Source organism: Xaviernesmea rhizosphaerae (assembly GCF_001938945.1).
Classification (GTDB): Bacteria; Pseudomonadota; Alphaproteobacteria; order Rhizobiales; family Rhizobiaceae; genus Xaviernesmea; species Xaviernesmea rhizosphaerae.
Window position 1 is genome coordinate 86,555 of the sequence record NZ_MKIO01000048.1, and the last position, 22,575, is coordinate 109,129.

A 22,575-nucleotide genomic window follows, 5' to 3' on the forward strand; every position below is an offset into this window, starting at 1 on the left:
CATGCTGACCGTTGACAACGTCAATCTGCATTACGGCGCCGCCCAGGCGCTGCGCGGGGTTTCGATCACGGCGCCGATGGGCAAGATCACCTGCGTGCTCGGCCGCAACGGCGTGGGCAAGACCAGCCTGTTGCGGGCGATCACGGGCCAGCAGGCGACCAGCGCCGGGACGATCGCCTTCAATGGCGCCGGGCTCGACGGGCTGGCGCCCTATCGCCGCGCCAAGCTCGGCGTCGGCTTCGTGCCGCAAGGGCGCGAGATCTTTCCGCTGCTGACGGTGAAGGAAAATCTGGAGACGGGCTATGCGCCGGTCGCCCGCAAGGACCGCTTCATCCCCGACGATATCTTCTCGCTGTTCCCGATCCTGCAGACCATGCTCGGCCGGCGCGGCGGCGATCTCTCAGGTGGGCAGCAGCAGCAGCTCGCCATCGGGCGGGCCCTGGTGACGCGGCCGAAGATCCTGGTGCTGGACGAGCCGACCGAGGGCATCCAGCCGTCGATCATCAAGGATATCGGCCGGGCGATCCGCTATCTGCGCGATTCCACGGGGATGGCGATTCTGCTTGTGGAACAGTATCTTGACTTCTGCCGAGAGCTTGCCGACCATGTCTATATCATGGACCGCGGGGAGATCGTGCATGAAGGACCGGCCGAGACGCTGGACACGCCGGAGGCGCGCCGTCACCTCACCGTGTGAGGGCTGTGCAAGGGGATGTCGGCATGGCTGACGCCGTTGCCGTTTCCCAAATGCCGCCACCGCTCGCCACGGATCCAACGCCGCGTGCGCTCAGCCTGTCGCCGCCGGGCGCACGGGCGCAGCGCGCCTGGGGCTCCGGCCGGCTCTCGACCAAGGCGGGGCAGGGGCGCACCCGGCTGGAAACCTTCTATCAGGAAGGCTGCGCCAAGCTGCGCCTGCCGGAGATGTTCGACGGCACGATGGAGGCCGTGCTGATCAACAGCTCCGGCGGCCTGACCGGTGGCGATCGCATGGAATGGCGCTTTGCCGCAGGGCCTCAGACACAGCTGACGCTGACGACGCAGGCTTGCGAGCGCATCTACAAGGCCAGTGCCGGAACGGCCGAGATCGACACGCGCCTCACGGTCGGCGAGGGCGCCCGGCTCGACTGGCTGCCGCAGGAAACGATCCTGTTCGACCGCGCGGCGCTTGCACGCTCGCTCGAGGTGGACCTGGCCGAGGATGCGACCTTTCTTGCGGTCGAGGCCGTGCTGCTCGGCCGCAAGGCCATGGGCGAGACGGTGCGCACAGGCGCTTTTCGCGACCGCTGGCGCATTCGCCGTGAAGGCCGGCTGCTGCATGCCGATCAATTGGCGCTGGAGGGCGAGATCGCGGCGCTGGCTAGGCGTCAGGCCGTGCTCGGCGGCGGGGTCGCCTTTGCCAGCCTGGTGTTCTGCGCGGCCCACTGCGCCCATCATGTCGCGCCGCTGCGCCGGCTGCTCGGCCCTGCGCAGGGCGGGGTCAGCCATGTCACCGTCGGCGGGCAGGACAAGCTGGTGATCCGCCTGATCGCCGAGGATGGCTTTTCGCTGAGAAAAACCCTGGTTCCGATGATTTCGCACTTGCGTATGGGCGCAAGCCTGCCGAAAGTCTGGAACCTGTGACCGCATCATGAAGACGGGGACCGCATGAACCTCACGCCCAGGGAAAAAGACAAGCTGCTCATCTCGATGGCCGCGATGGTCGCGCGCCGCCGGCTGGAGCGCGGCGTCAAGCTCAACCACCCCGAAGCCATCGCGCTGATCACCGACTTCGTGGTCGAAGGCGCGCGCGATGGGCGCTCCGTGGCCGAGCTGATGGAGGCCGGCGCCCATGTGCTGACCCGCGATCAGGTGATGGAGGGCATCCCGGAGATGATCCACGACATCCAGATCGAGGCAACCTTTCCCGACGGCACCAAGCTGGTGACCGTGCACGAACCGATCCGTTAACAGCGCGCCGCTGCCTGGCAATGGTTGGCGCGCATGGCGCGCCAGCTCTTCGAAATCCATGATCAAGAAGGAGGTACGCGCCATGATCCCCGGTGAAATCATCGCCGCCCCGGGCGAAATCGAGCTGAACCAGGGCCTCGACACGGTGACCGTCACCGTGTCGAACACCGGCGACCGGCCGGTGCAGGTCGGCAGCCATTACCATTTCGCCGAGACCAATGCCGGTCTCGACTTCGACCGCGCAGCCGCGCAGGGCCGGCGGCTGGATATTCCGGCCGGCACGGCCGTGCGCTTCGAGCCGGGCCAGACCCGCGAGGTGACGCTGATCCCCTTCCAGGGCAAGCGCGCGATCTATGGCTTCCGCCAGAAGGTCATGGGCTCCCTGTGAGAAAAGCGACATCCCGCGCGAGCGCTTTGGCCCTGCTGTGCGGCCTTGTTGCAGGTCTTTGCGGTACGCGCGCGCAGGCGCAGGACGCGCCGCAGATCGATTGCGAGCAGGCGGAATCGCAGATGGAACTGAACTACTGCGCCGATCAGGATTACGCCGAGGCCGACCAGGCGCTGAACGAGACCTATCGCCAGGCGATGACGCGGCTGCGCAAGGCCGATGCCGATCTTGCCGCCACGCCGGGCGCCGAGGCTGGGGCGGTGGAGGCGCTGAAAGCCGCCCAGCGCGGCTGGATCGCCTATCGCGACGGCCAATGCATCCTGGCTGGCCTTCCCGTGCGCGGCGGCACGATGGAGCCGATGCTGGTGCTGAACTGCCAGGCGGATCTGACGCGCAAGCGCACGCAGGAACTGAAGGAAACAATCGCCGCTCTGGATCAATAGGCTTGACGGCAGGAAGGCGACGAGACGGAAGGAAAGCGGGTCGATCATGCAAAGGGGTGGTAGAATGATGGCGGTCTCAGTGGCTCTTGGGCCAGAGGAGCCCTGCCGCTTTTCCATCCCCAGGTCTTGAATCGAGGATTTCGCCATGTCGAGCACCGTTCGCATCACCTCGAAAAACCAGATCACCCTGCCGTCAGAGGTGCGGCGTGCGCTGGGCATCGCCGCTGGCGGACGCGTTCAGTTGATCGTGGAGGAGGGCGGAAAGGTCTCCATCGTCGCGAAGAAGACAGGATTGCGTCATCTCAAGGGCTTGTTTGCCAAGGTCGGCGCACCTGTCGACGTCGATCAGGCCATTGCCGAGACCGTCGAGCGTCGCGCCGCCGGCGACAGGCAGGAGGAGGATCCATGATCGGGCTCGATACCAACCTGCTGGTCCGCTACATCCTGGATGATGATCCCCATTGGTCGCCCATCGTCACGCGCTTCCTTGACGACAATCTCTCGCCCGAGCGTCCCGGCTATATCAATCCGGTCACGCTGGCCGAGCTCGTCTGGGTCTTGCGGCGCCAGCCCGGCTATGATCGCGCGCGGCTCGCTGACGTGATCGATGGCCTCCTTGTCTCCGATAGCCTGATCCTTGGTGAAGCGGATGCCGTAGCCCGCGCGCTCTCCGGCTTCCGGGCTGGCACCGCAGGCTTTGCCGATCACCTCATTGCCGAACTGAACCAGGCCGCCGGTGCCGTGCGCACGGTTACGCTCGATCGCGCAGCCGCCAAGAACCCTCCCTTCGTTCCTCTGTCCCAGGAAGCTTGACGATGCCCTACAAAATGTCCCGCGCGGCCTATGCCGGCATGTTTGGCCCGACCACCGGCGACAGGGTGCGCCTGGCCGATACCGAACTGTTCATCGAGGTGGAGAAGGACTTCACCACCTATGGCGACGAGGTGAAGTTTGGCGGCGGCAAGGTCATTCGCGATGGCATGGGCCAGAGCCAGGTGACGCGGGCCGAGGGTGCGGTGGATACGGTGATCACCAATGCGCTGATCGTCGATCACTGGGGCATCGTCAAGGCCGATGTCGGCTTGAAGGACGGGCTGATCGTCGCCATCGGCAAGGCCGGCAATCCCGATACCCAGCCCAATGTCGATATCATCGTCGGCCCCGGCACGGAGGCGATCGCGGGCGAAGGCAAGATCCTGACCGCCGGCGGCATGGACAGCCATATCCACTTCATCTGCCCGCAGCAGATCGAGGAAGCGCTGATGTCAGGGCTGACCTGCATGCTCGGCGGCGGCACCGGGCCGGCCCACGGCACGCTGGCCACCACCTGCACGCCTGGCCCCTGGCACATCGCCCGGATGATCGAGGCGGCCGACGCCTTCCCGATGAACCTCGCCTTTGCCGGCAAGGGCAATGCCTCGCTGCCCGGCGCGCTCACCGAAATGGTGCTGGGCGGCGCTACCTCGCTGAAGCTGCACGAGGATTGGGGCACGACGCCGGCGGCCATCGATTGCTGCCTGTCGGTTGCCGATGAATATGACGTGCAGGTGATGATCCACACAGACACGCTGAACGAAAGCGGCTTCGTCGAGGATTCCATCGCCGCGCTGAAGGGCCGCACGATCCATGCCTTCCACACGGAAGGTGCGGGCGGCGGCCACGCGCCCGATATCATCAAGATCTGCGGCCAGCCGAACGTCATCCCGTCCTCGACCAATCCGACGCGGCCCTACACCGTCAACACGCTGGCCGAGCATCTGGACATGCTGATGGTCTGCCACCATCTGTCGCCCTCGATCCCCGAGGATATCGCCTTTGCCGAAAGCCGCATCCGCAAGGAGACCATCGCGGCCGAGGATATTCTCCACGATATCGGCGCCTTCTCGATCATCTCCTCCGACAGCCAGGCCATGGGCCGCGTCGGCGAGGTGGCGATCCGCACCTGGCAGACGGCGGATAAGATGAAGCGCCAGCGCGGCCGGCTGAAGGAAGAGACGGGCGACAATGACAATCTGCGCGTCAAGCGCTATATCGCCAAATATACGATCAACCCGGCCATCGCCCATGGTCTGTCCCACGCGATCGGCTCAATCGAAATCGGCAAGCGCGCCGATCTCGTGCTGTGGAGCCCGGCCTTCTTCGGCGTGAAGCCGGATATGGTGCTGCTCGGCGGCATGATCGCGGCCGCGCCGATGGGCGACCCCAACGCCTCGATCCCGACGCCGCAGCCGGTGCATTACCGGCCGATGTTCGGCTCCTTCGGCAAGGCGCGCACCAATTCCTCCGTGACCTTCGTCAGCCAAGCCGCGCTCGATGCCGGGCTTGCGGCGCGCCTCGGCGTGTCGAAGAAGCTGATGGCGGTCAAGAACACCCGCGGCGGCATCGGCAAGGCCTCGATGATCCACAACAGCCTGACACCGGTGATAGAGGTCGATCCCGAGACCTATGAGGTGCGGGCCAATGGCGAGCTTCTGACCTGTGAGCCGGCGACGGTTTTGCCGATGGCGCAGCGCTATTTCCTGTTCTGATCGAACCGGGCACCGAACCTTGCGCCCTGGCTGGAGAGTGGCCATGCATTCGTTGAAACGGATGCTGCTGGGGCTATTGATCATCGCGGCGATTGCGGCAGCGGGAACCTTGATCCCGAGGCCGCTTTTTTCCCGATCATCCTTGGCCGCTGATGGCGCGGCGCGACAGGTTCTCGTCCTCTCCAACCCGATCCACACCGATCTCGCTTTTCCCGTTGATGATGAAACGCTGGCCCGATTTCCGTTTCTGGAGGCGTCTGGACTACCGGTTCGACACCCGCTGGCCCGCTGGGTGATTTTCGGATGGGGTGGCCGGTCGTTTTACCTGGAAACGCCAAGCTGGGCCGAGCTGAAAGCGCTTCCGGTCCTTCGTTCGCTGACCGTCGATCAATCCGTCATGCATGTCGAAGTCCTCGGAGAGATCGATCTGAACAATCCGGCGGTCTACAGCCTGTCAGTCGGCGAGGATGATTTCGCACACATGGCCGGGACGATCGCGGAGTCTTTCCGCATGGCCGGCGGCAAGCCGGAGGTCATTTTCGGAAGATCCTATGGCCGCTCGGATCTCTTCTTCGAGGCGAATGGCCGATTCAACGCGCTTCTCGGCTGCAATACCTGGACCGCGCGGGTGTTGCGGGATGGAGGGTTGAGAACGGGCTTCTGGAACCCCTTGCCGGCTTCGCTGACGCTTTCGCTGTCCTTGTTCAACAAGTGATGGCAGCCCCGGCAAGGAGGGCGAGAGCGGGCTCAGCTGCCAGGTTGGCTTTTGAGGAATCCGGCCGGAAGCTGGAACCGGTTGTCGGAAAAATCCAGTGCCCCAGCCATGCGCCAGCCGAATAGCTCCTATGCGCTGGTGTTGAAATCGGCCTTTTCTGCTGCGCTGCATCCAAAAAATGATTATCTGGAACAAGTATTGCTTCCCCGGCCCCGGCGGGGCGCGTTCATTTTGGAAGGAGACGATCCATGCTCATTAACCGCAAAGTGCCCGACGTTACTTTCCGCACGCGGGTTCGCGATGAATCGATCGGCGGTCCCAATCCCTATCGCTGGCAGGATGTCACGTCTGCGGATTATTTCGCCGGCAAGCGCGTCGTGCTGTTCTCGCTGCCGGGCGCCTTCACGCCCACCTGCTCGACCTATCAGCTGCCGGATTACGAGAAGCTGGCGCCGGAGTTCCGCGCGCTCGGCATCGATGCGATCTATTGCCTGTCCGTGAACGACGCCTTCGTCATGAATGCCTGGGCCAAGAGCCAGAACCTCGAAAACGTTCAGGTCATTCCGGACGGGTCGGGCGAGTTCACCCGCAAGATGGGCATGCTGGTGGCCAAGGACAATCTCGGTTTCGGCATGCGCTCCTGGCGCTATGCGGCCATCGTCAATGATGGCGTGGTCGAACAGTGGTTCGAGGAAGAAGGCTATAGCGACAATTGCGACAGCGATCCCTATGGGCTGTCCTCGCCGCAGAACGTGCTGGCCGCGCTGCAGGAGCGTAAGCTCGCGGCTTAAGCGGACCTGCGGCTTCGCCCACCATCCAATCATCGTCGAAGCCGCCTTTCGGGGCGGCTTTTTTTTGAAGCATCTGACCGAAAGGTGAGACGCCGTTTTCGGAAAAATCCGGCGCAAAAGCAAAGTCCTGGAGCATCGGACTTCATAGGGTTCTCCGTCCGATGCTCTCGTCGCGCGCCCCGTTCGGCGGCAAAATGGGGATGGCGGCGCTTGGTGCTTTCGCGGGGCCGCCGGCCGGGCTAGATTGGTCGCTCATCAAGCATGTCGTCGGCCGGCCCTCATGCGGTCGCCGCCGGCGGCATGCCCGGACAAACAGTCCGGCGCGCTGGCATGACCGGAAACGGCATGCCGACAGCCGGACATTGCAGATGGCTTGCCTCATGCCCTATCGTTCCACCGAAGTTCTTTCGCCCGGTCCCGCCGATCTCGCGCCGATCGCCATCCTGACGCTCGCCCATGATCAGCGCCATGTCCGGCGCAAGCTCATTCATCTGCCGGATGACGATGTGGTCATGCTGGACCTGCGCCAGGCGGTCATGCTTTCCGATGGCGATCTGCTGGTCCTGGAAGGGGGCGGCCATATCCGCATCGAGGCGGCGGAAGAGCCGCTTTACGAGGTGCGCGGCCACGATGCCCGCCATCTGACCGAACTGGCCTGGCATCTCGGCAACCGGCATCTGCCGGCGGCAATCGAGGCGGACCGCATCCTGATCCTGCGCGATCCCGTGATGCTGCCGATGCTCGAGGGCCTCTCGGCCTCGGTCCGCGAGGTGGTGGAGCCTTTCCAGCCGGCCCGCGGCGCCTATCACCATGGCGGTCACGATCATGGGCATGGCGCGGGCCATTCCCATGGATGAAGGTGCCCGGCCTTCGGCTGGCGCGACCACCGCGCTTCTGCGGCTGATGACGTGGATGTCGCCGGCCTTTCCGGTCGGCGCCTTTTCCTATTCCGGCGGCCTGGAACAGGCGATCGCCAACGGCGCACCCGGCACCGCCGAAGCGCTTTGCGACTGGCTGTCGGCCTCGCTGACCCGGGGAAGCCTGTGGAACGACGCGGTGCTTCTCGCCGAGGCGCATCGCAGCGTCGGCGATCCCGCGGCACTGGCAGAGGTTGCGGAACTGGCCGAGGCACTGGCCGGCGGGCGGGAGCGCCATCAGGAAACCTTGCTTCAGGGCAGCGCCTTCCTCACTGCCGCGCAGGCCTGGCCTGAGGTCTCCCTGCCTGCCTTGCCGGCGGAAACGGCCTATCCCGTGGCGGTCGGCGCGGTTTCGGGCGCGCATGGCGTGGAGCGGGTCGCCGCGATCGCCGCCTATCTCCAGGGCAGTCTGGCGAACCAGACCTCGGTGGCGATCCGTTGCGGCCTGATCGGCCAGGTCCAGGCGGTGGCGCTGCTCGCGCGTCTGGAACACCAGGTGGAAGAGATCGCCGATCGGGCTGCGAAGTCCTCACTGGAGACGCTGGGCACGGCGACCCTTGCCGCGGACATTGCCGTGATGGCGCACGAAACCCTGCCGTCGCGGCTTTTCCGTTCGTAAGGGTAGAAATTCCGATCGCTTCAGGGCGTGCAGAGGACACTGGTCCGGTGATGACGTCCCGCTGGGCGGCGCACATCAAGGCGGTTGGCAAGACAAGAACTCGCGTGCTGATTGTGAGTGTCGGCGACGTCTGAAGAGCAAGGCACGGGCCGGTCAGGCGGCAGCGGGTCGGTTTCCATGGGAGCGGAATTTACGCGGCCGGGTGGGATTTGAAACAGAACGGAGCCTCGCCGGCGGGACCCATCCGGCGGCGCCGGTGCTCCGGCAAGATGAGAGGAACGGCTTCATGACATCCCAGAACGGCCCGCTGCGCGTGGGCATTGGCGGCCCGGTGGGGTCCGGCAAGACGGCGCTGACCGACAAGCTCTGCAAGGCCATGCGCGACCATTATTCCGTGGCGGTGGTCACCAACGACATCTACACCCAGGAGGACGCCGAGGCGCTGGTGCGGATGCAGGCGCTCACCTCCGACCGCATCGTCGGTGTGGAGACGGGCGGCTGCCCGCACACCGCCATCCGCGAGGATGCGACCATCAACCTGCAGGCGATCGCCGATCTCAACCGCCGCATTCCCGATCTCGATGTCGTCTTCATCGAGTCCGGCGGCGACAATCTGGCGGCCACCTTCTCGCCCGACCTCGCCGATCTGACGATTTATGTGATCTCGGTCTGCCAGGGCGAGGAAATCCCGCGCAAGGGCGGCCCCGGGATCACCAAGTCCGACCTGCTCGTCATCAACAAGCGCGACCTTGCCCCCTATGTCGGCGCCGATCTCGATGTGATGGAACGGGACGCCACGCGGATGCGCGACAGCAAGCCCTTCGTGTTTTCCGACATGAAGCGGGGCGAAGGCGTCGAGCGGATCGTCGAATTCCTGCGCGTGCAGGGCGGGCTGTGACGGGCATGGGCGGGGTCGCGCAATCCTTCGGACCTTTTTCGGTCACGCGGTTGATCGACGGCGTGTTCGAGGCGCCGGTCGCGGATCTGCGCCATCTTGGCGGGAGCGGGCCGCTTGCGGCCTTCACCGCCGGGGTGGCCGGATCGACGTTGCCGATGGACGTGAATTGCTTCCTGCTGCGCAGTGCCGAGGGGTTGACGCTGGTTGATGCCGGCTGCGGGAGCGCCTGGGGCGCGCGCTATGGCCATGCCCGCGCGGCCATGAAGGAGGCCGGCATTGATCCCGGCGACATTGACCGCGTTCTGATCACCCATCTTCATGGGGACCACGCGCTGGGCCTGATCGAGGGCGAATCGGCCTATTTTCCCCGCGCCGAGATCATCATTCCCGCCCGCGACTTTGCCTTCTTCACCGATGAGGCGCAGCGTGCGGCCGTTCCGGCAGCCCGGCGCGGCGGCTTCGACGTGGCGGCCCGGGTGCGCCGCGCCTATGGCGACCGCATCCGGCTTGTCGGCGAAGGAGCGGTGACCGAGGGGATCGTGCTGCTCCCATTGCCCGGACACACGCCGGGACAGGCCGGCTATCGGCTCGGGTCTGGGGAGAACGCGCTGGTCATCATCGGCGATGCGCTGCATCTCGCGGAGGCTCAGGCCGCAGATCCCGATCTCGGCTTTATTTATGACGTCGATCCCGTGATCGCAGGCGACACACGGCGCAGGCTTCTGGGCGAGGCCGCGGAACAGGGTTGGGCCCTTGCCGGTGGTCATCTGCCCGGCATTCTGCGAGCCCGCGCGACCGAAGGACGCTTTGTGCTGACGGCGGTTTGACCAAAACCTGACCCGCTCAACCCAATCAACCCTTGTGCCGGCGCGTGGAGGACGCGCCGGCACAAGGGTTTTTACCTCATTCCGCCGCCAGCCTTGGATGGGCGACGACCTGACCGCCGCGCGGCAGGACGCGGCCTTCCAGGCGATCGATCCGTTCCTGCATCGCCTCGATCTGGCGCTCCTGATCGCCGAGCTTCTCCGTGAGATCGGCATTGGCCAGCGGCTCGATTTCCTGCTCCTTGGCGCCGAAGAAGCGGCCGAAGAGACGGCCGAGCAGGCGCGACAGGTCGTCCATGATCAGGAAGAACGAGGGCACCACCACCAGCGACAGGACGGTGGAGACGATGATGCCGCCGATCACCGCAATCGCCATCGGCGCGCGGAATGAGCCGCCTTCGCCGACGCCGAGCGCCGAGGGCAGCATGCCCGCCGACATGGCGATCGAGGTCATGATGATCGGGCGGGCGCGCTTGCGGCCGGCCTCGATCATCGCTTCGACCCGTTCCATGCCGTGGCGCTTCATCTCGATGGCGAAATCGACCAGCAGGATGGCGTTCTTGGTGACGATGCCCATCAGCATGAGAATACCGATCAGCACCGGCATGGACATCGCATTCTGGGTGACGATCAGGCCCACGGCCACGCCGCCAATGGCGAGCGGCAGCGAGAACAGGATGGTGAAGGGCTGGATCACGTCCTTGAACAGGAGGATCAGCACCACCAGCACCAGCATCAGGCCGAGCAGCATGGCGTTGCCGAAGCCGCGTTGCATTTCTGCCTGCACCTCGGCATCGCCGGCCTCCTGGAAGCGCACGCCATGTGGAAGCTCCGTCTCGGCGGCCACCTGCTTGAAACGGTCAGAGGCCGTGTTCAGCGCGACGCCGATCGGCAGGTCGGCGCCCAGCGTCACCACGCGGCTGCGGTCGTAACGCTTGATCGAGCTCGGACCTTCCGAATAGCTGATATCGGCCAGCGCCGAGATCGGCACCAGGGCGCCGGCAGCGGTGCGGACCTTGAGATTGCGGATTGCGCCGAGATCGGTGCGCATCTGCGTATCCACCTGCACCCGGATCGGGATCTGCCGGTCGTCGAGCGAGATCTTGGTCAGCGCGGCGTCGATATCGCCGATCGTGGCGACGCGCACCACATCGGCGATCTGCTGGGTGGTCACGCCGAGGCGCGACATCTGCCCGGCGCGCGGGCGGATCTGTAGCTCCGGCCGGGGCAGGGCGCCGTCAGGGCTGACATTGGCCAGCACCGTCTCGTGGCGAAGCTTGGCTTCGAGCCGGCTCACCGCCTCGCTCAGCTCCGCATCGCCCTTGGACAGGAGGTTGAAGGACAGGTCGCGCTCACCGCGGTCATTGAGCTTCATCACCCGGACATCGGGAATGTCCGCAAGCGCCGCATAGATCTGCTTCTCGATCTGCGCCTGCGGAATGATGCGGCCCTTGGGCGGCAGTTTGGGCAGATGCGGACCGATCACGGGGAGGTTGCCGAGCAGATTGTTGACCAGCTTGTTGACCAGCGAATGGTCGAGCTTGTCCAGAAGCACGGTGACGGTGGCCCGGCGCAGCTCCAGATCGCCCTTCGGCGAGGCACCGCCGAGAACGAAGACGGCGTCGACGCCGTTCATGTCCTTGACGCGGTCATAGATCGCCGTGGTCGTGCGCTCGGTATCCTCCAGCATCGCATCCGGCGGCAGCTCGACCGACAGCACGATGCGCGAGGCATCTTCCGGCGGCAGGAAGCTGCCGGGCACGGTGGACAGCAGCGCCAGCGAACCGACGAGAAAGGCAATGGCCCCGGCCAGCGTGGCATAGCGCATGTACCAGCGCCGCGTGGTGAAGCTGATCAGGCGCGTATAGCCGCGCATGATCGGCCCGTCCTTGTCATGGTCCTCATGCCCGTCGGCGTCGCCCGAGCGCATGATATAGGCGGCCATGACAGGCGTGATCAGCCGCGCCACCATCAGCGAGAAGAACACCGAGACCGCGACTGTCAGGCCGAACTGGATGAAATACTGCCCGGGAATGCCCGGCATGAAGGACACCGGCACGAAGACGGCGATGATGGTGAAGGTGGTGGCGATCACCGCCAGGCCGATTTCGTCCGCCGCCTCGATGGCTGCGCGATAGGGCGATTTGCCCATCTTGATATGGCGGGAAATGTTCTCAATCTCGACGATGGCGTCATCGACGAGAATGCCGGTTGCCAGCGTCAGAGCCAGAAAGGAGACCAGGTTCAGCGAGAAGCCGAGCAGGTCCATGATGTAGAAGGTGGGGATGGCGGAAAGCGGCAGGGCGGCGGCCGAGATCAGCGTGGCGCGCCAGTTGCGCAGGAAGAGCAGCACCACGGCCACGGCCAGCAGCGCACCTTCCATCAGCGTGTGCAGCGCCGCCTCGTAATTGCCATAGGTGAAATAGACCGAGTCGTTGACGAGCTTGATGTCGACCTCGGGGTTCTCGCTGCGCACCTTGGTCAGGATCTTGGCCACGGTTTCCGCCACGGTCACTTCGCTGGCGCCCTTGGAGCGGAACACGGCGAAGGTGACGACCGGCACGCCGTCGAAGCGGGAGAAGCTCTTCGGTTCCTGATAGGTGTCGGTGACGGTGCCGAGATCGGTCAGCCGCACGAAGCGGCCATTGGGCAGGGCGATCATGCTGGACGCCAGGGCCTGGACCGAGCGCGTATCGCCCAGCGTGCGGATCGCCTGTTCGGCGCCGCCGACCTGGCCGCGGCCGGAGCCGAGGTCCCGGTTGGTCTGGCGCAGCTGGGCATTGACGTCGGAGGCGGTGACGCCATAGGCGTTCAGCCGGGGCTCGTCCAGCGCCACGCGCACCTCGCGGTCCGCGCCGCCATAGCGGTCGATCTTGCCGATGCCGGGCTGGCCCTGCAGCGCGCGTTTGATCGTGTCATCGACGAACCAGGAGATTTCCTCGAGCGTCATGTTCGGCGCGGAGACGGCAAAGGTCTGGATCGCCTGACCCTCGACATCCACCTTCGACACGATCGGCTCATCGATCGAGGCCGGCAGCGTGCCGCGAATGCGGTCGATCGCATCCTTGGTGTCCTGCACCGCCTGCGGCGTCGGCACCTCCATGTTGAACTCGACCGCCGTCATGGACTGACCGTCGGAGATGGTCGAGGTCACGTGCTTGACGCCGGAAATCCCGGCGACCGCATCCTCGATCTCCTTGGTCACCTGCGCCTCCAGCTCGGAGGGCGAGGCGCCGCTCTGCGTCACCGTGATCGAGACGATCGGCACGTCGATGTTCGGAAAGCGGGTGATCGGCAGCTTGTTGAAGGACTGATAGCCCATGAAGAGCAACAGCACGAAGGCCAGGATCGGCGCGATCGGGTTGCGAATGGCCCAGGCGGAAAAGTTCATGGTCGCGCTCGCTTTGGAACGGAAAATGAAAGGGTCAGTTGGTCTCGGCCGGGGCCGCGATCACCGGATTGATCTTGTCGCCGTCGCGCACATAGGCACCGGCCTTGGCAACCACCTGATCGCCCGCCGCAAGGCCGGAAACGACTTCGACGCTGCCGCCATCCTGAATGCCGGTCTGGACCGGCACCAGCTTGATCACGCCATCCACCACCTTGCGGGCAAAGCTGCCATCCGCCTTGCGGGTCACGGCCGTCAGCGGCAGGCTCAGCGCCGTCTTCTGCGCCACCGTGATCGTGGCCCCGGCATACATGCCCACGCGGGCCCTGTCGGGTTCCGGCAGGCTGATATAGGCGATGCCCAGGCGGGTCTGCGTATCGACCGTCGGCGAGAGCAGGCGGATTGTGCCGTGCAGCGTCTCGGCGCCATCGGTCAGCGCCACCTCCGCCTTCTGCCCGGGGGCCAGCCGCATCAGGTCGGTTTCCGTCACGTCGGCCCTCAGTTCCAGCGCGCCGTCGCGCACGAGGGTGAAGAGCGGCTGTCCGGCGCCGCTGGCAATGGCACCGACCTTGGCCGTCTTGGCGGAGATCACGCCTGATACGGGCGCCTTGACCTCGGTGCGCGACAGGCGCAGGTCCACATCATGGATCTGCGCATCCACCACGGCGATATCGGCCTTGGCCACGGAAATCATCTGTTCGGCGGAGCTGGCGCGTGCCCGGGTGGCGGCGGCCAGAGCGTCCTGCTGTTCGCGCTGTGCGGTGGAGACGGTGCCGGAAGCCTCCAGACGCTGGGTGCGGGCTCGGGAGCGTTCGGCCTCCTCGGCATTGGCCCGCGCCTCGATCAGCTGGGCCTGATACTGGGCCAAAGACGCCTCCGCCTTCGCGCGCTGGGCCTGATACTGGCTTTTCTGCAGCAGCAGCGTGTCCTTGTCGAGCACGGCCAGCACCTGGCCGGCGGTGACCTTGTCGCCGACATCGACCCGAACCTCGGAGATCGGCAGGCCTTCCACCAGCGGCGCGGCATAGCTTTCATCCACCGGCTGGATGGTGCCGGTCGCCTTGACGCGGTCGGCCAGCGGCTTCTCGGTCACGGCGGTGACGACGATGGCGGGAAGGCGGGGCGCGACCTGCGGCGTGGCGGCCGTTTCCTCGGCCCTGGCCGCTCCCGAGAGCAGGAGCCCCAGCGCCAGCGGCGCATGCAGCCAGACGAATTTGCGATGAATGCCCATGTCCCGTCCCCAGTTCATCGTCGAGTCCACGTGCCATGACGAGCCCACAAAGCCATGGCTATCCTGCCGCGCTTACGGAAACTGTCAATTGCCGGATCATTACCTTCAGGAGCCATGCAAGCTCCATGCCCATTCGCCTGCCATCCATGTCCCGGCCTTAGCCCGTGGCATGAGCACAAGACAGGATTTGCGAACACGCAAGGTCTCCGCAAGCAATAAAGAATGGTTCCTCACTATTTACATTGTTCTATCTTCGTTCGCAATCCCCGGTCCCATAAAAATGCGCGGGCAGCCTTTTGACGTGCTGCCCGCGCTGGATCGGGGATCAAACGTGCCATGGGCGCACCCGGCCGGCGTTCCGGCCAGGTGCGTGATCCGGCTTGCTTATTTCAGCGCGGCCTCGGTGATCTCATGGGTGAAGGCGCCAGCCGGTTCCTTGGTGATCACGGGGTCCGAACCGCCCTTCAGCAGCGACTCCACCGTGCGCTTGTAGTCGGCCTCGTCGAGCGCGCCGGTGGAGCCGGCGGTCAGCTTGGCCACTTCGCTCATCATGCGCTTCTGGTGCTTTTCGGTCTGGGCGCCGGTGGCGTCGTTTTCGAGCACGATCCCGGCCGCTTCATCCGTATGCGCCTCGGCATATTTCCAGCCCTTCATCGAGGCGCGGACGAACTTGACCATCTTCTCCTTGAAGGCCGGGTCCTTCAGCTTGTCTTCCAGCACGTAGAGCCCGTCTTCCAGCGTCGCGACACCCTGGTCCTCATATTTGAAGGTGATGAGATCCTCCGGCTTGATGCCGGCGTCGATCACCTGCCAATATTCGTTATAGGTCATGGTGGAGATGCAGGCGGCCTGCTTCTGGATCAGCGGATCGACGTTGAAGCCCTGCTTCAGCACGGTGACGCCGTCAGGCCCGCCATTGGTCTTCAGGCCGAGATGGCTCATCCAGGACAGGAACGGATATTCATTGCCGAAGAACCAGACGCCGAGCGTCTTGCCCTTGAAGTCGGCTGGCGTCTTGACGCCCGATTCCTTCAGGCAGGTCAGCATCATGCCGGACTTCTTGAAGGGCTGGGCGATGTTGACCAGCGGCACGCCCTTTTCGCGCGTGGCCAGCGCCGAGGGCATCCAGTCGACGATGACATCGGCGCCGCCACCGGCAATCACCTGCGGCGGGGCGATATCGGGGCCGCCCGGCTTGATCTCGACGTCGAGGCCTTCCGCCTCGTAATAGCCCTTCTCCTTGGCGACGTAATAGCCGGCGAACTGCGCCTGGGTCACCCATTTCAGCTGCAGGGTCACCTTGTCGGCGGCCTGGGCCTGGAGCGCCATCAGCGAGGCCGCGCCTGCCAGAAGCAGCGATGCGATCATGCGTGTCATTGTCAGTTCCCCTTGATTATGTCCGCTCACCGCGAACGGACGGATGCCAGAAAGTGACGGCGCGCTCGACCAGCGCCACCGCCCCATAGAAGCCCGAGCCGGCCAGCGCGGCCACCGCGATCTCGGCCCAGACCATGTCGACATTCATGCGGCCGACTTCGGTGGAAATGCGGAAGCCCATGCCGACGATCGGGGTGCCGAAGAATTCGGCGACGATGGCGCCGATCAGCGCCAGCGTCGAATTGATCTTCAGCGCATTGAAGATGAAGGGCCAGGCGGCCGGCAGCCGCAGCTTGGTCAGCGTCTGCCACCAGCTGGCGGCATAGGTGCGCATCAGGTCCCTTTCCATGGAGGAGGCGGCCGAAAGCCCCGTCACCGTGTTCACCAGCATGGGGAAGAACGTCATGATCACCACGACGGCGACCTTGGAAGGCCAGTCGAAGCCGAACCACATGACCATGATCGGCGCGATGCCGACGACGGGCAGGGCGGAGACGAAGTTGCCGAGCGGCAGGAGCCCCTTCTGCAGGAAGGGCGAGCGGTCGATGGCGATCGCCACGACAAAGCCGAAGCCGCAGCCGAGCACATAGCCCGTCAGCACCGATTTCAGCACGGTCTGCTGGAAATCGGCCCAGAGGATCGGCAGCGAACCGATCAGCCGCGTCCAGATCATCGAGGGCGGCGGCAGGAGCACGACAGGCACCTGGAAGCCGCGCACCAGCCCTTCCCAGAGCACCAGCAGGGTGACGCCGAAGATCAGCGGCACGGCGATGTCGATCAGCCGTTTCAGGCCGCGCGAGGCCGGGCGCAGCCGCACCAGCCATTCGTTGAAGCCCCAGGCGAAGAGCCAGAAGACCAGCGCGCCGATCACAAGCGTCATGGCCGCGCTCCCATGCGTTTGAGCACCATGGCATGCAGCATGCCGACGACCAGCACCAGCACGGCGGCGAGCCCCGCCGCCATGAACAGCGCCGACCAGATCTGCACTGTCTGGCCATAATAGGAGCCGGCGAGCAGGCGCGCGCCAAGCCCGGCCACCGCACCGGTCGGCAGCTCGCCGACGATGGCGCCGACAAGCGAAATGGCGATCGCCACCTTCAGCGAGGTGAAGAGATAGGGCATGGCGGCCGGCCAGCGCAGCTTGGTCAGCACCTGCGCCGCGCTGGCATCATAGGTGCGCATCAGGTCGAGCTGGATCTGCTCGGGGCTGCGCAACCCCTTCACCATGCCGACGACGATGGGGAAGAAGGAGAGATAGGTGGAGATCAGCGCCTTGGGCAGCAGACCCGAAAGGCCGATGGCATTCAGCACCACGATGATCATCGGCGCGACCGCAAGAATCGGCACGGTCTGGCTGGCGATCACCCAGGGCATCAGCGAGCGGTCCATCGCCCGGTTGTGGACGATGCCGATGGCGAGCAGAATGCCGAGCACCGTGCCGATGGCAAAGCCGAGCAGCGTGGCCGAGAGCGTCACCCAGGCGTGATAGACAAGGCTGCGCTTGGAGGTGATCGGCTTGTTGACCGTGGTATCCCACAGCTCGGCGAAGACCTGATGCGGCGCGGGCAGCACCGGGCGCTCCTGCGCCATGGTGTTTTTCAAAAGGTCGGTCAGCGCGATGGTGGTGCCGGCGCGCGCGGCCGTGTCGCGCTCGAAGGGGGCGTTGAGCCAGGCGGCGGCGCCGTACCAGAGAACCACGATCGCGACGAGGATGGTGGCGACGGGCAGGATCTTGTCACGAAAACGCGGTGCGGTGCTCATGGCTTGCTCCCCACCGGAACGAGCATCAGCCCCATGGCGACGACGCCCAGCGCCACGCCCGCCATCTGCTGGCCGGTCATCCTCTCGCCGAAGACGAGAAAGGCGATGGCATTGATCGCCACCAGCTGTCCGATGGCCGAAAGCGAGATGGCAAGGCCGAGCCCGCCCTCGCGCATCAGCCGGATCATCACCAGATTGCCGAGGCAATAGAGCAGCAGCGACAAGGCCAGAAGCGGCCAGCGCTCGGAGCTGACATAGGCGCGCGAAGCGGTGGCGCCGGCAAGGAAGATCGGGATGGAGAGGAGGAGGAAGAACAGGAAGCGGCCGCTCATCTCCTGCCTCCCCGGGGACAGAGTTGCGGTTGCTCGCACGGGAAAAGCTCTCTATTCGTCATAGCTGTGCCCCGCCCTCAAGCCGTCGCGCACCCGGCTGGCAATCTCGAGGAATTCCGGCGTCTCGCGAATGCCGAGCGGCCTTTCCTTCGGAAGCGTCGAGGTGATGACATCTGTGACCCGGCCCGGGCGCGGGCTCATCACCACGATCTTGGTGGAGAGATAGACGGCCTCGGGAATGGAATGGGTGACGAAGCAGATGGTCTTGTCGGTCTGCGCCCAGAGCTTCAGCAGTTGCTCGTTCAGATGGTCGCGCACGATCTCGTCCAGCGCGCCGAAGGGCTCGTCCATCAGGAGAAGATCGGCATCGAAGGCCAGCGCGCGGGCGATCGAGGCGCGCTGCTGCATGCCGCCGGACAATTGCCAGGGAAATTTCCGCCCGAAGCCGGTGAGGTTGACCAGCGCCAGCACCCGCTCGATCCGCTTTTTGCGCTCCTCCTTCGGCGTGCCCATGATCTCCAGCGGCAGGGCGATGTTGTCCTCGATGGTGCGCCAGGGATAGAGCGCGGCCGCCTGGAACACATAGCCATAGGAGCGATTCTTTCGCGCATCCTCCGGCGTCGTGCCGTTAACGGTGATGGTGCCTTCCGTGGGCCGTTCGAGATCGGCGATCACCCGCAGAAAGGTGGTCTTGCCGCAGCCTGACGGCCCGATGAAGGAGACGAAGTCGCCCTTGGCGATCTCCAGATCCACCCCCGTCAGGGCGGTCACGGGCCCGTCAGCGGTGGCAAAGGTGAGGCCGAGCTTGCGCGCGGAGACGACGGAGGCAGGCGATGGGGTCATTGCGGGCACGCTCATCGGACAACCGGGAAAAAGTGCGCCCAGAGGGGTCCGGGCGCAATGCGGATCGGAGCTTTGGGGGCAAAATTGGTGTGGACGCGGCACATCAGCCGCGCCCGCGCCTGTTGCTCACACCCCGCTCGCCGGAATGCCCGTGCGTTCCACCTTGCGCGGCGCCGTCAGCTCCTTCCAGGTGGAGAGCGCCTTGGCGGGCGCGGTCAGCGGCGGGCGGGAGACGAAGCGGCCATGGCCCTCCTGGCTCTTCATCGCGCCTTCTTCCACTGCCACCTGGCCGCGCGTCAGCGTGAAGCGCGGCAGACCCATGACTTCCTTGCCCTCGAAGACATTGTAGTCGATGGCCGATTGCTGGGCGCCGGCCGTAATGGTCTTGCCGCGCTTCGGATCCCAGACGACGAGATCGGCATCGGCGCCGACCAGGATCGCGCCCTTCTTCGGATAGATGTTGAGGATCTTGGCGATGTTGGTGGAGGTGACGGCGACGAATTCGTTCATCGTCAGGCGGCCGGTGCTCACCCCGTAGGTCCACAGCATGGGCAGCCGGTCTTCCAGCCCGCCGGTGCCGTTCGGGATCTTGCGGAAATCGCCAAGGCCGGTGCGCTTCTGCGCCGTGGTGAAGGCGCAATGGTCCGTCGCCACGCATTGCAGCGAGCCCGACGCCAAGCCTGCCCAGAGGCTGTCCTGATGCGCCTTGCTGCGGAAGGGCGGCGACATCACCCGGCGCGCCGCATGGTCCCAGTCCTTGTTGAAATATTCGCTCTCGTCCAGCGTCAGATGCTGGATCAGCGGCTCGCCATAGACGCGCATGCCCTTCTGCCGGGCGCGGCGGATCGCCTCATGGCTCTGCTCGCAGGAGGTATGGACGATATAGACCGGGCAGCCCGCCATGTCGGCGATCATGATCGCGCGGTTGGTGGCCTCGCCCTCCACCTCGGGCGGGCGGGAATAGGCATGCGCTTCCGGCCCGTCATTGCCTTCCGCCATCAGTTTGGCCTGCATCTGCGCCACCACGTCGCCGTTTTCGGCATGGACGAGCGGCAGGGCGCCGAGCTCGGCGCAGCGCTGGAAGGAGGAGAACATCTCGTCGTCATCCACCATCAGCGCGCCCTTATAGGCCATGAAATGCTTGAAGGTGTTGATGCCCTTGTCGCGGACGATGGTCTCCATCTCGTCGAACACCTGCTCGCCCCACCAGGTGATCGCCATGTGGAAGGAATAGTCGCAGGCCGCGCGCGAGGTCTTGTTGTCCCACATGGTCAGCGCGTCGAGCATGGACTGGCCGGGATTGGGCAGGGCGAAATCCACCACCATCGTCGTGCCGCCGGCCAGCGCCGCGCGCGTGCCGCTGTCGAAGTCATCGGCCGAATAGGTGCCCATGAAGGGCATCTCCAGGTGCGTATGCGGATCGATGCCGCCGGGCATGACGTAACAGCCTGTCGTGTCAAGCTCGGTCCCGCCCTTGAGGTTCGGCCCGATCTCGGCGATCACGCCGTCTTCGATGCGGATATCGGCCTTGTAGGTGAGATCGGCGGTGACGATGGTGCCGTTCTTGATGATGGTGCTGGTCATGGCTGTTCCCTTATCCTTACGCCTCGCTGCGGGCACCGATCAGCCGATCGAAACCCATGATGTGCAGAAGCGCTGTTTCAACTTTGGCCAGGTCGACCGCCGAGAGCTGACCGACCTTTTGACGGATGACGCTCTTGCGCAGCGGCGAAAGCTTGTCCGTCATGATCTGCGATGGCTGGCCGAGCCCGTTTTCCGGACTTGGCTCGATGAGGGGCCGCAGAACGGGCGCCTCGATCAGATGGCTGGTCATCGGGCAGGCGAGCGCCGTGCTGAAGATCGGCAGGAACAGATCCGACTGGAGGATGACGGCAGGGCGCGGTTTCCCGACATCGCCGGGGAAAGCCGCAATCACGACATCGCCCCGGCTGAGCATCATGGCTTGTCCCACTCCGACGGTCCTGCTGCCTCGATCCAGCCCGTCACGTCATCCGTCTGATCGGCGGCGGCGATCCGTTCGGCTTCCGCTGACAGGCGGGCGTTCAGCAGGGTGTCCTCCGCCTCCGGAACCCAGATTTCGACCGGACGATATCCTTGGCGCAGAAGCTCTGCGCGCTCGTCGCCGGTCAGTTCTCTCGGTCGTCCCATGACGCGTTCCTTCATCCGGTTCGGATGCCGCTATTCTACTCCACCAGCCCCGCCGTCTCCACCACCGCATGGAACAGCACGTCGCAGCCGGCCGACGCCCAGTCCTTCGAGATTTCTTCCGCCTCGTTGTGCGAAAGGCCGCCGACGCAGGGGCACATGATCATGGTGGCGGGCGCCACCTTGGCGGCCCAGCAGGCATCGTGGCCGGCGCCGGAGATGATGTCGCGATGCGACAGGCCGAGCTTTTCGGCCGAGCGTCGCACCGTGTCGACGAGGCCGGGATCGAAGGTCACGGGATCGAAATGGCCGACGGCCTCGACCGAACAGCCGACGCCGATGGCGGAACAGATCTCTGCCGCTTCCGCCTCGATGCGCGCGCGCATCGCATTGAGCTTGGCGAGATCGGGCGAGCGGATATCGACGGTGAAAACCACCTTGCCCGGCAGGACATTGCGCGAATTGGGCGAGAAGAACACCTGGCCGACGCCGCCCACGGCATCCGGCTGGCTCTCCATCGCCACGGTCTGCACCATCTCGACGATGCGCGACAGGGCCAGTCCGGCATTCACCCGCATCGTCATCGGCGTGGAGCCGGTATGGGCTTCGCGCCCGGTCAGCGTGAATTCCAGCCACCACAGGCCCTGGCAATGGGTGACGACGCCGATGGTCTTGTTCTCGGCTTCAAGGATCGGGCCCTGCTCGATGTGATATTCGAGATAGGCGTGCATCTTGCGCGCGCCCACCTCTTCCTCGCCCAGCCAGCCGATGCGCTGCAGTTCGTCCCCGTAGGTCTTGCCCTCGGGATCCTTGCGCGAATAGGCATAATCGAGCGTATGCACGCCGGCAAAGACGCCGGAGGCCAGCATGGCAGGAGCGAAGCGCGCGCCTTCCTCATTGGCCCAGTTGGTGACGACGACGGGATGCTTCGTGCGGATATTAAGATCGTTCATGGTGCGCACGACTTCGAGCGCCGCGAGCACGCCGAGCACGCCATCGAACTTGCCGCCGGTCGGCTGGGTGTCGAGATGCGAGCCGACATAGACGGGCAGGGCGTCGGGATCCTCGCCCGCGCGGGTGGCGAACATGGTGCCCATCTTGTCCACGCCCATGGTCAGGCCGGCGGCCTCGCACCAGGATTGAAACAGGCTGCGGCCCTCGGCATCCGCGTCGGTGAGCGTCTGGCGGTTGTTGCCGCCGGCGATGCCGGGGCCGATTCTCGCCATGTCCATCAGCGCGTCCCAGAGCCGATCGGAATTCACGCGCATGTTCTCGCCTGGCGCTGCCATGGCGTCTCCCTTTCATCGCTTGCGCAGGCCCCGGCCTGTTCCGCCGGACGCGCCCGCTTCGTTCCCATTGCGGACCTCCTGGTGCGGAACGTTTCCCGTTCTCGCCCGCGGCCCTTTC

At 65.2% G+C, this 22,575-nt stretch carries 25 protein-coding genes; 14 read left to right on the plus strand and 11 right to left on the minus strand.

What is annotated here, in order from left to right:
* Nucleotide 1 precedes the first annotated feature (1 nt).
* The 14 genes from urtE (at nt 2) to aidB (ending at nt 10,073) form a co-directional block, all read left to right on the plus strand.
* Nucleotides 2–697, plus strand: a complete 696-nt coding sequence (gene urtE / locus BJF92_RS24305) for an urea ABC transporter ATP-binding subunit UrtE (protein ID WP_075637349.1) — start codon at nt 2–4, stop codon at nt 695–697.
* A 23-nt stretch (nt 698–720) separates the two neighbouring features.
* Nucleotides 721–1,620 (plus strand): urease accessory protein UreD, encoded by a 900-nt coding sequence (locus BJF92_RS24310; RefSeq protein WP_245294887.1) that lies wholly within the window; start codon nt 721–723, stop codon nt 1,618–1,620.
* Nucleotides 1,621–1,644: 24 nt separating this feature from the next.
* On the plus strand, nt 1,645–1,947 hold the full coding sequence (locus BJF92_RS24315; RefSeq protein WP_026618115.1) for an urease subunit gamma: 303 nt from the start codon (nt 1,645–1,647) through the stop codon (nt 1,945–1,947).
* An 82-nt stretch (nt 1,948–2,029) separates the two neighbouring features.
* Nucleotides 2,030–2,335, plus strand: a complete 306-nt coding sequence (locus BJF92_RS24320) for an urease subunit beta (RefSeq protein ID WP_075637350.1) — start codon at nt 2,030–2,032, stop codon at nt 2,333–2,335.
* A complete protein-coding gene (locus tag BJF92_RS24325; RefSeq protein ID WP_078058368.1) occupies nt 2,332–2,778 on the plus strand; it encodes a lysozyme inhibitor LprI family protein in 447 nt (148 codons plus the stop codon). The genes BJF92_RS24320 and BJF92_RS24325 overlap by 4 nt, the downstream gene beginning before the upstream one ends.
* Nucleotides 2,779–2,923: 145 nt before the next feature.
* On the plus strand, nt 2,924–3,187 hold the full coding sequence (locus BJF92_RS24330) for an AbrB/MazE/SpoVT family DNA-binding domain-containing protein (protein ID WP_075637352.1): 264 nt from the start codon (nt 2,924–2,926) through the stop codon (nt 3,185–3,187).
* On the plus strand, nt 3,184–3,591 hold the full coding sequence (locus BJF92_RS24335; RefSeq protein ID WP_075637353.1) for a type II toxin-antitoxin system VapC family toxin: 408 nt from the start codon (nt 3,184–3,186) through the stop codon (nt 3,589–3,591). Before BJF92_RS24330 ends, BJF92_RS24335 begins: the two co-directional genes overlap by 4 nt.
* A gap of 2 nt (nt 3,592–3,593) precedes the next feature.
* Complete coding sequence (ureC, locus tag BJF92_RS24340) at nt 3,594–5,306, plus strand: urease subunit alpha (RefSeq protein WP_075637354.1); 1,713 nt, start codon at nt 3,594–3,596, stop codon at nt 5,304–5,306.
* Between the two features lie 43 nt (nt 5,307–5,349).
* On the plus strand, nt 5,350–6,021 hold the full coding sequence (locus BJF92_RS24345) for a TIGR02117 family protein (protein WP_075637355.1): 672 nt from the start codon (nt 5,350–5,352) through the stop codon (nt 6,019–6,021).
* Nucleotides 6,022–6,269: 248 nt separating this feature from the next.
* On the plus strand, nt 6,270–6,812 hold the full coding sequence (locus tag BJF92_RS24350) for a peroxiredoxin (RefSeq protein WP_075637356.1): 543 nt from the start codon (nt 6,270–6,272) through the stop codon (nt 6,810–6,812).
* 380 nt (nt 6,813–7,192) lie between these two features.
* On the plus strand, nt 7,193–7,669 hold the full coding sequence (ureE, locus tag BJF92_RS24355) for an urease accessory protein UreE (protein ID WP_075637399.1): 477 nt from the start codon (nt 7,193–7,195) through the stop codon (nt 7,667–7,669).
* Nucleotides 7,662–8,348 carry an urease accessory protein UreF gene (locus tag BJF92_RS24360; protein ID WP_075637400.1) on the plus strand — a complete coding sequence of 229 codons (687 nt, stop codon included), beginning with the start codon at nt 7,662–7,664 and terminating at the stop codon, nt 8,346–8,348. The genes ureE and BJF92_RS24360 overlap by 8 nt, the downstream gene beginning before the upstream one ends.
* Before the next feature lie 286 nt (nt 8,349–8,634).
* Nucleotides 8,635–9,246 carry an urease accessory protein UreG gene (ureG, locus tag BJF92_RS24365; protein ID WP_075637357.1) on the plus strand — a complete coding sequence of 204 codons (612 nt, stop codon included), beginning with the start codon at nt 8,635–8,637 and terminating at the stop codon, nt 9,244–9,246.
* Nucleotides 9,247–9,251: 5 nt separating this feature from the next.
* Complete coding sequence (gene aidB, locus BJF92_RS24370) at nt 9,252–10,073, plus strand: AidB family quorum-quenching N-acyl homoserine lactonase (RefSeq protein WP_075637358.1); 822 nt, start codon at nt 9,252–9,254, stop codon at nt 10,071–10,073.
* A gap of 76 nt (nt 10,074–10,149) precedes the next feature.
* Here aidB and BJF92_RS24375 read toward each other — a convergent pair whose 3' ends face one another.
* The 11 genes from BJF92_RS24375 to BJF92_RS24425 all read right to left on the minus strand — a co-directional run bounded on the left by BJF92_RS24375 (nt 10,150) and on the right by BJF92_RS24425 (nt 22,457).
* A complete protein-coding gene (locus BJF92_RS24375) occupies nt 10,150–13,461 on the minus strand; it encodes an efflux RND transporter permease subunit (protein WP_075637359.1) in 3,312 nt (1,103 codons plus the stop codon).
* 34 nt (nt 13,462–13,495) lie between these two features.
* Nucleotides 13,496–14,683, minus strand: a complete 1,188-nt coding sequence (locus tag BJF92_RS24380) for an efflux RND transporter periplasmic adaptor subunit (protein WP_075637401.1) — start codon at nt 14,681–14,683, stop codon at nt 13,496–13,498.
* 390 nt (nt 14,684–15,073) lie between these two features.
* Nucleotides 15,074–16,066 (minus strand): ABC transporter substrate-binding protein, encoded by a 993-nt coding sequence (locus BJF92_RS24385; RefSeq protein ID WP_075637360.1) that lies wholly within the window; start codon nt 16,064–16,066, stop codon nt 15,074–15,076.
* Nucleotides 16,067–16,082: 16 nt separating this feature from the next.
* On the minus strand, nt 16,083–16,946 hold the full coding sequence (locus tag BJF92_RS24390) for an ABC transporter permease (RefSeq protein ID WP_075637361.1): 864 nt from the start codon (nt 16,944–16,946) through the stop codon (nt 16,083–16,085).
* Nucleotides 16,943–17,827: an ABC transporter permease gene (locus tag BJF92_RS24395; RefSeq protein ID WP_075637362.1), complete on the minus strand. Its 885-nt coding sequence runs from the start codon at nt 17,825–17,827 to the stop codon at nt 16,943–16,945. The genes BJF92_RS24390 and BJF92_RS24395 overlap by 4 nt, the downstream gene beginning before the upstream one ends.
* Nucleotides 17,824–18,159, minus strand: a complete 336-nt coding sequence (locus BJF92_RS24400; protein WP_075637363.1) for a hypothetical protein — start codon at nt 18,157–18,159, stop codon at nt 17,824–17,826. The genes BJF92_RS24395 and BJF92_RS24400 overlap by 4 nt, the downstream gene beginning before the upstream one ends.
* Nucleotides 18,160–18,210: 51 nt before the next feature.
* Complete coding sequence (locus tag BJF92_RS24405) at nt 18,211–19,002, minus strand: ABC transporter ATP-binding protein (RefSeq protein ID WP_075637364.1); 792 nt, start codon at nt 19,000–19,002, stop codon at nt 18,211–18,213.
* A 126-nt stretch (nt 19,003–19,128) separates the two neighbouring features.
* Nucleotides 19,129–20,586, minus strand: coding sequence for a dihydropyrimidinase (hydA, locus tag BJF92_RS24410; RefSeq protein WP_075637365.1), 1,458 nt, complete (start codon nt 20,584–20,586; stop codon nt 19,129–19,131).
* Nucleotides 20,587–20,602: 16 nt separating this feature from the next.
* Complete coding sequence (locus BJF92_RS24415) at nt 20,603–20,974, minus strand: type II toxin-antitoxin system PemK/MazF family toxin (RefSeq protein ID WP_210187608.1); 372 nt, start codon at nt 20,972–20,974, stop codon at nt 20,603–20,605.
* Nucleotides 20,959–21,171 (minus strand): antitoxin MazE-like protein, encoded by a 213-nt coding sequence (locus BJF92_RS24420; RefSeq protein WP_075637367.1) that lies wholly within the window; start codon nt 21,169–21,171, stop codon nt 20,959–20,961. Before BJF92_RS24420 ends, BJF92_RS24415 begins: the two co-directional genes overlap by 16 nt.
* A 35-nt stretch (nt 21,172–21,206) precedes the next feature.
* Complete coding sequence (locus BJF92_RS24425; RefSeq protein WP_075637368.1) at nt 21,207–22,457, minus strand: Zn-dependent hydrolase; 1,251 nt, start codon at nt 22,455–22,457, stop codon at nt 21,207–21,209.
* Between the last annotated feature and the right edge of the window lie 118 nt (nt 22,458–22,575).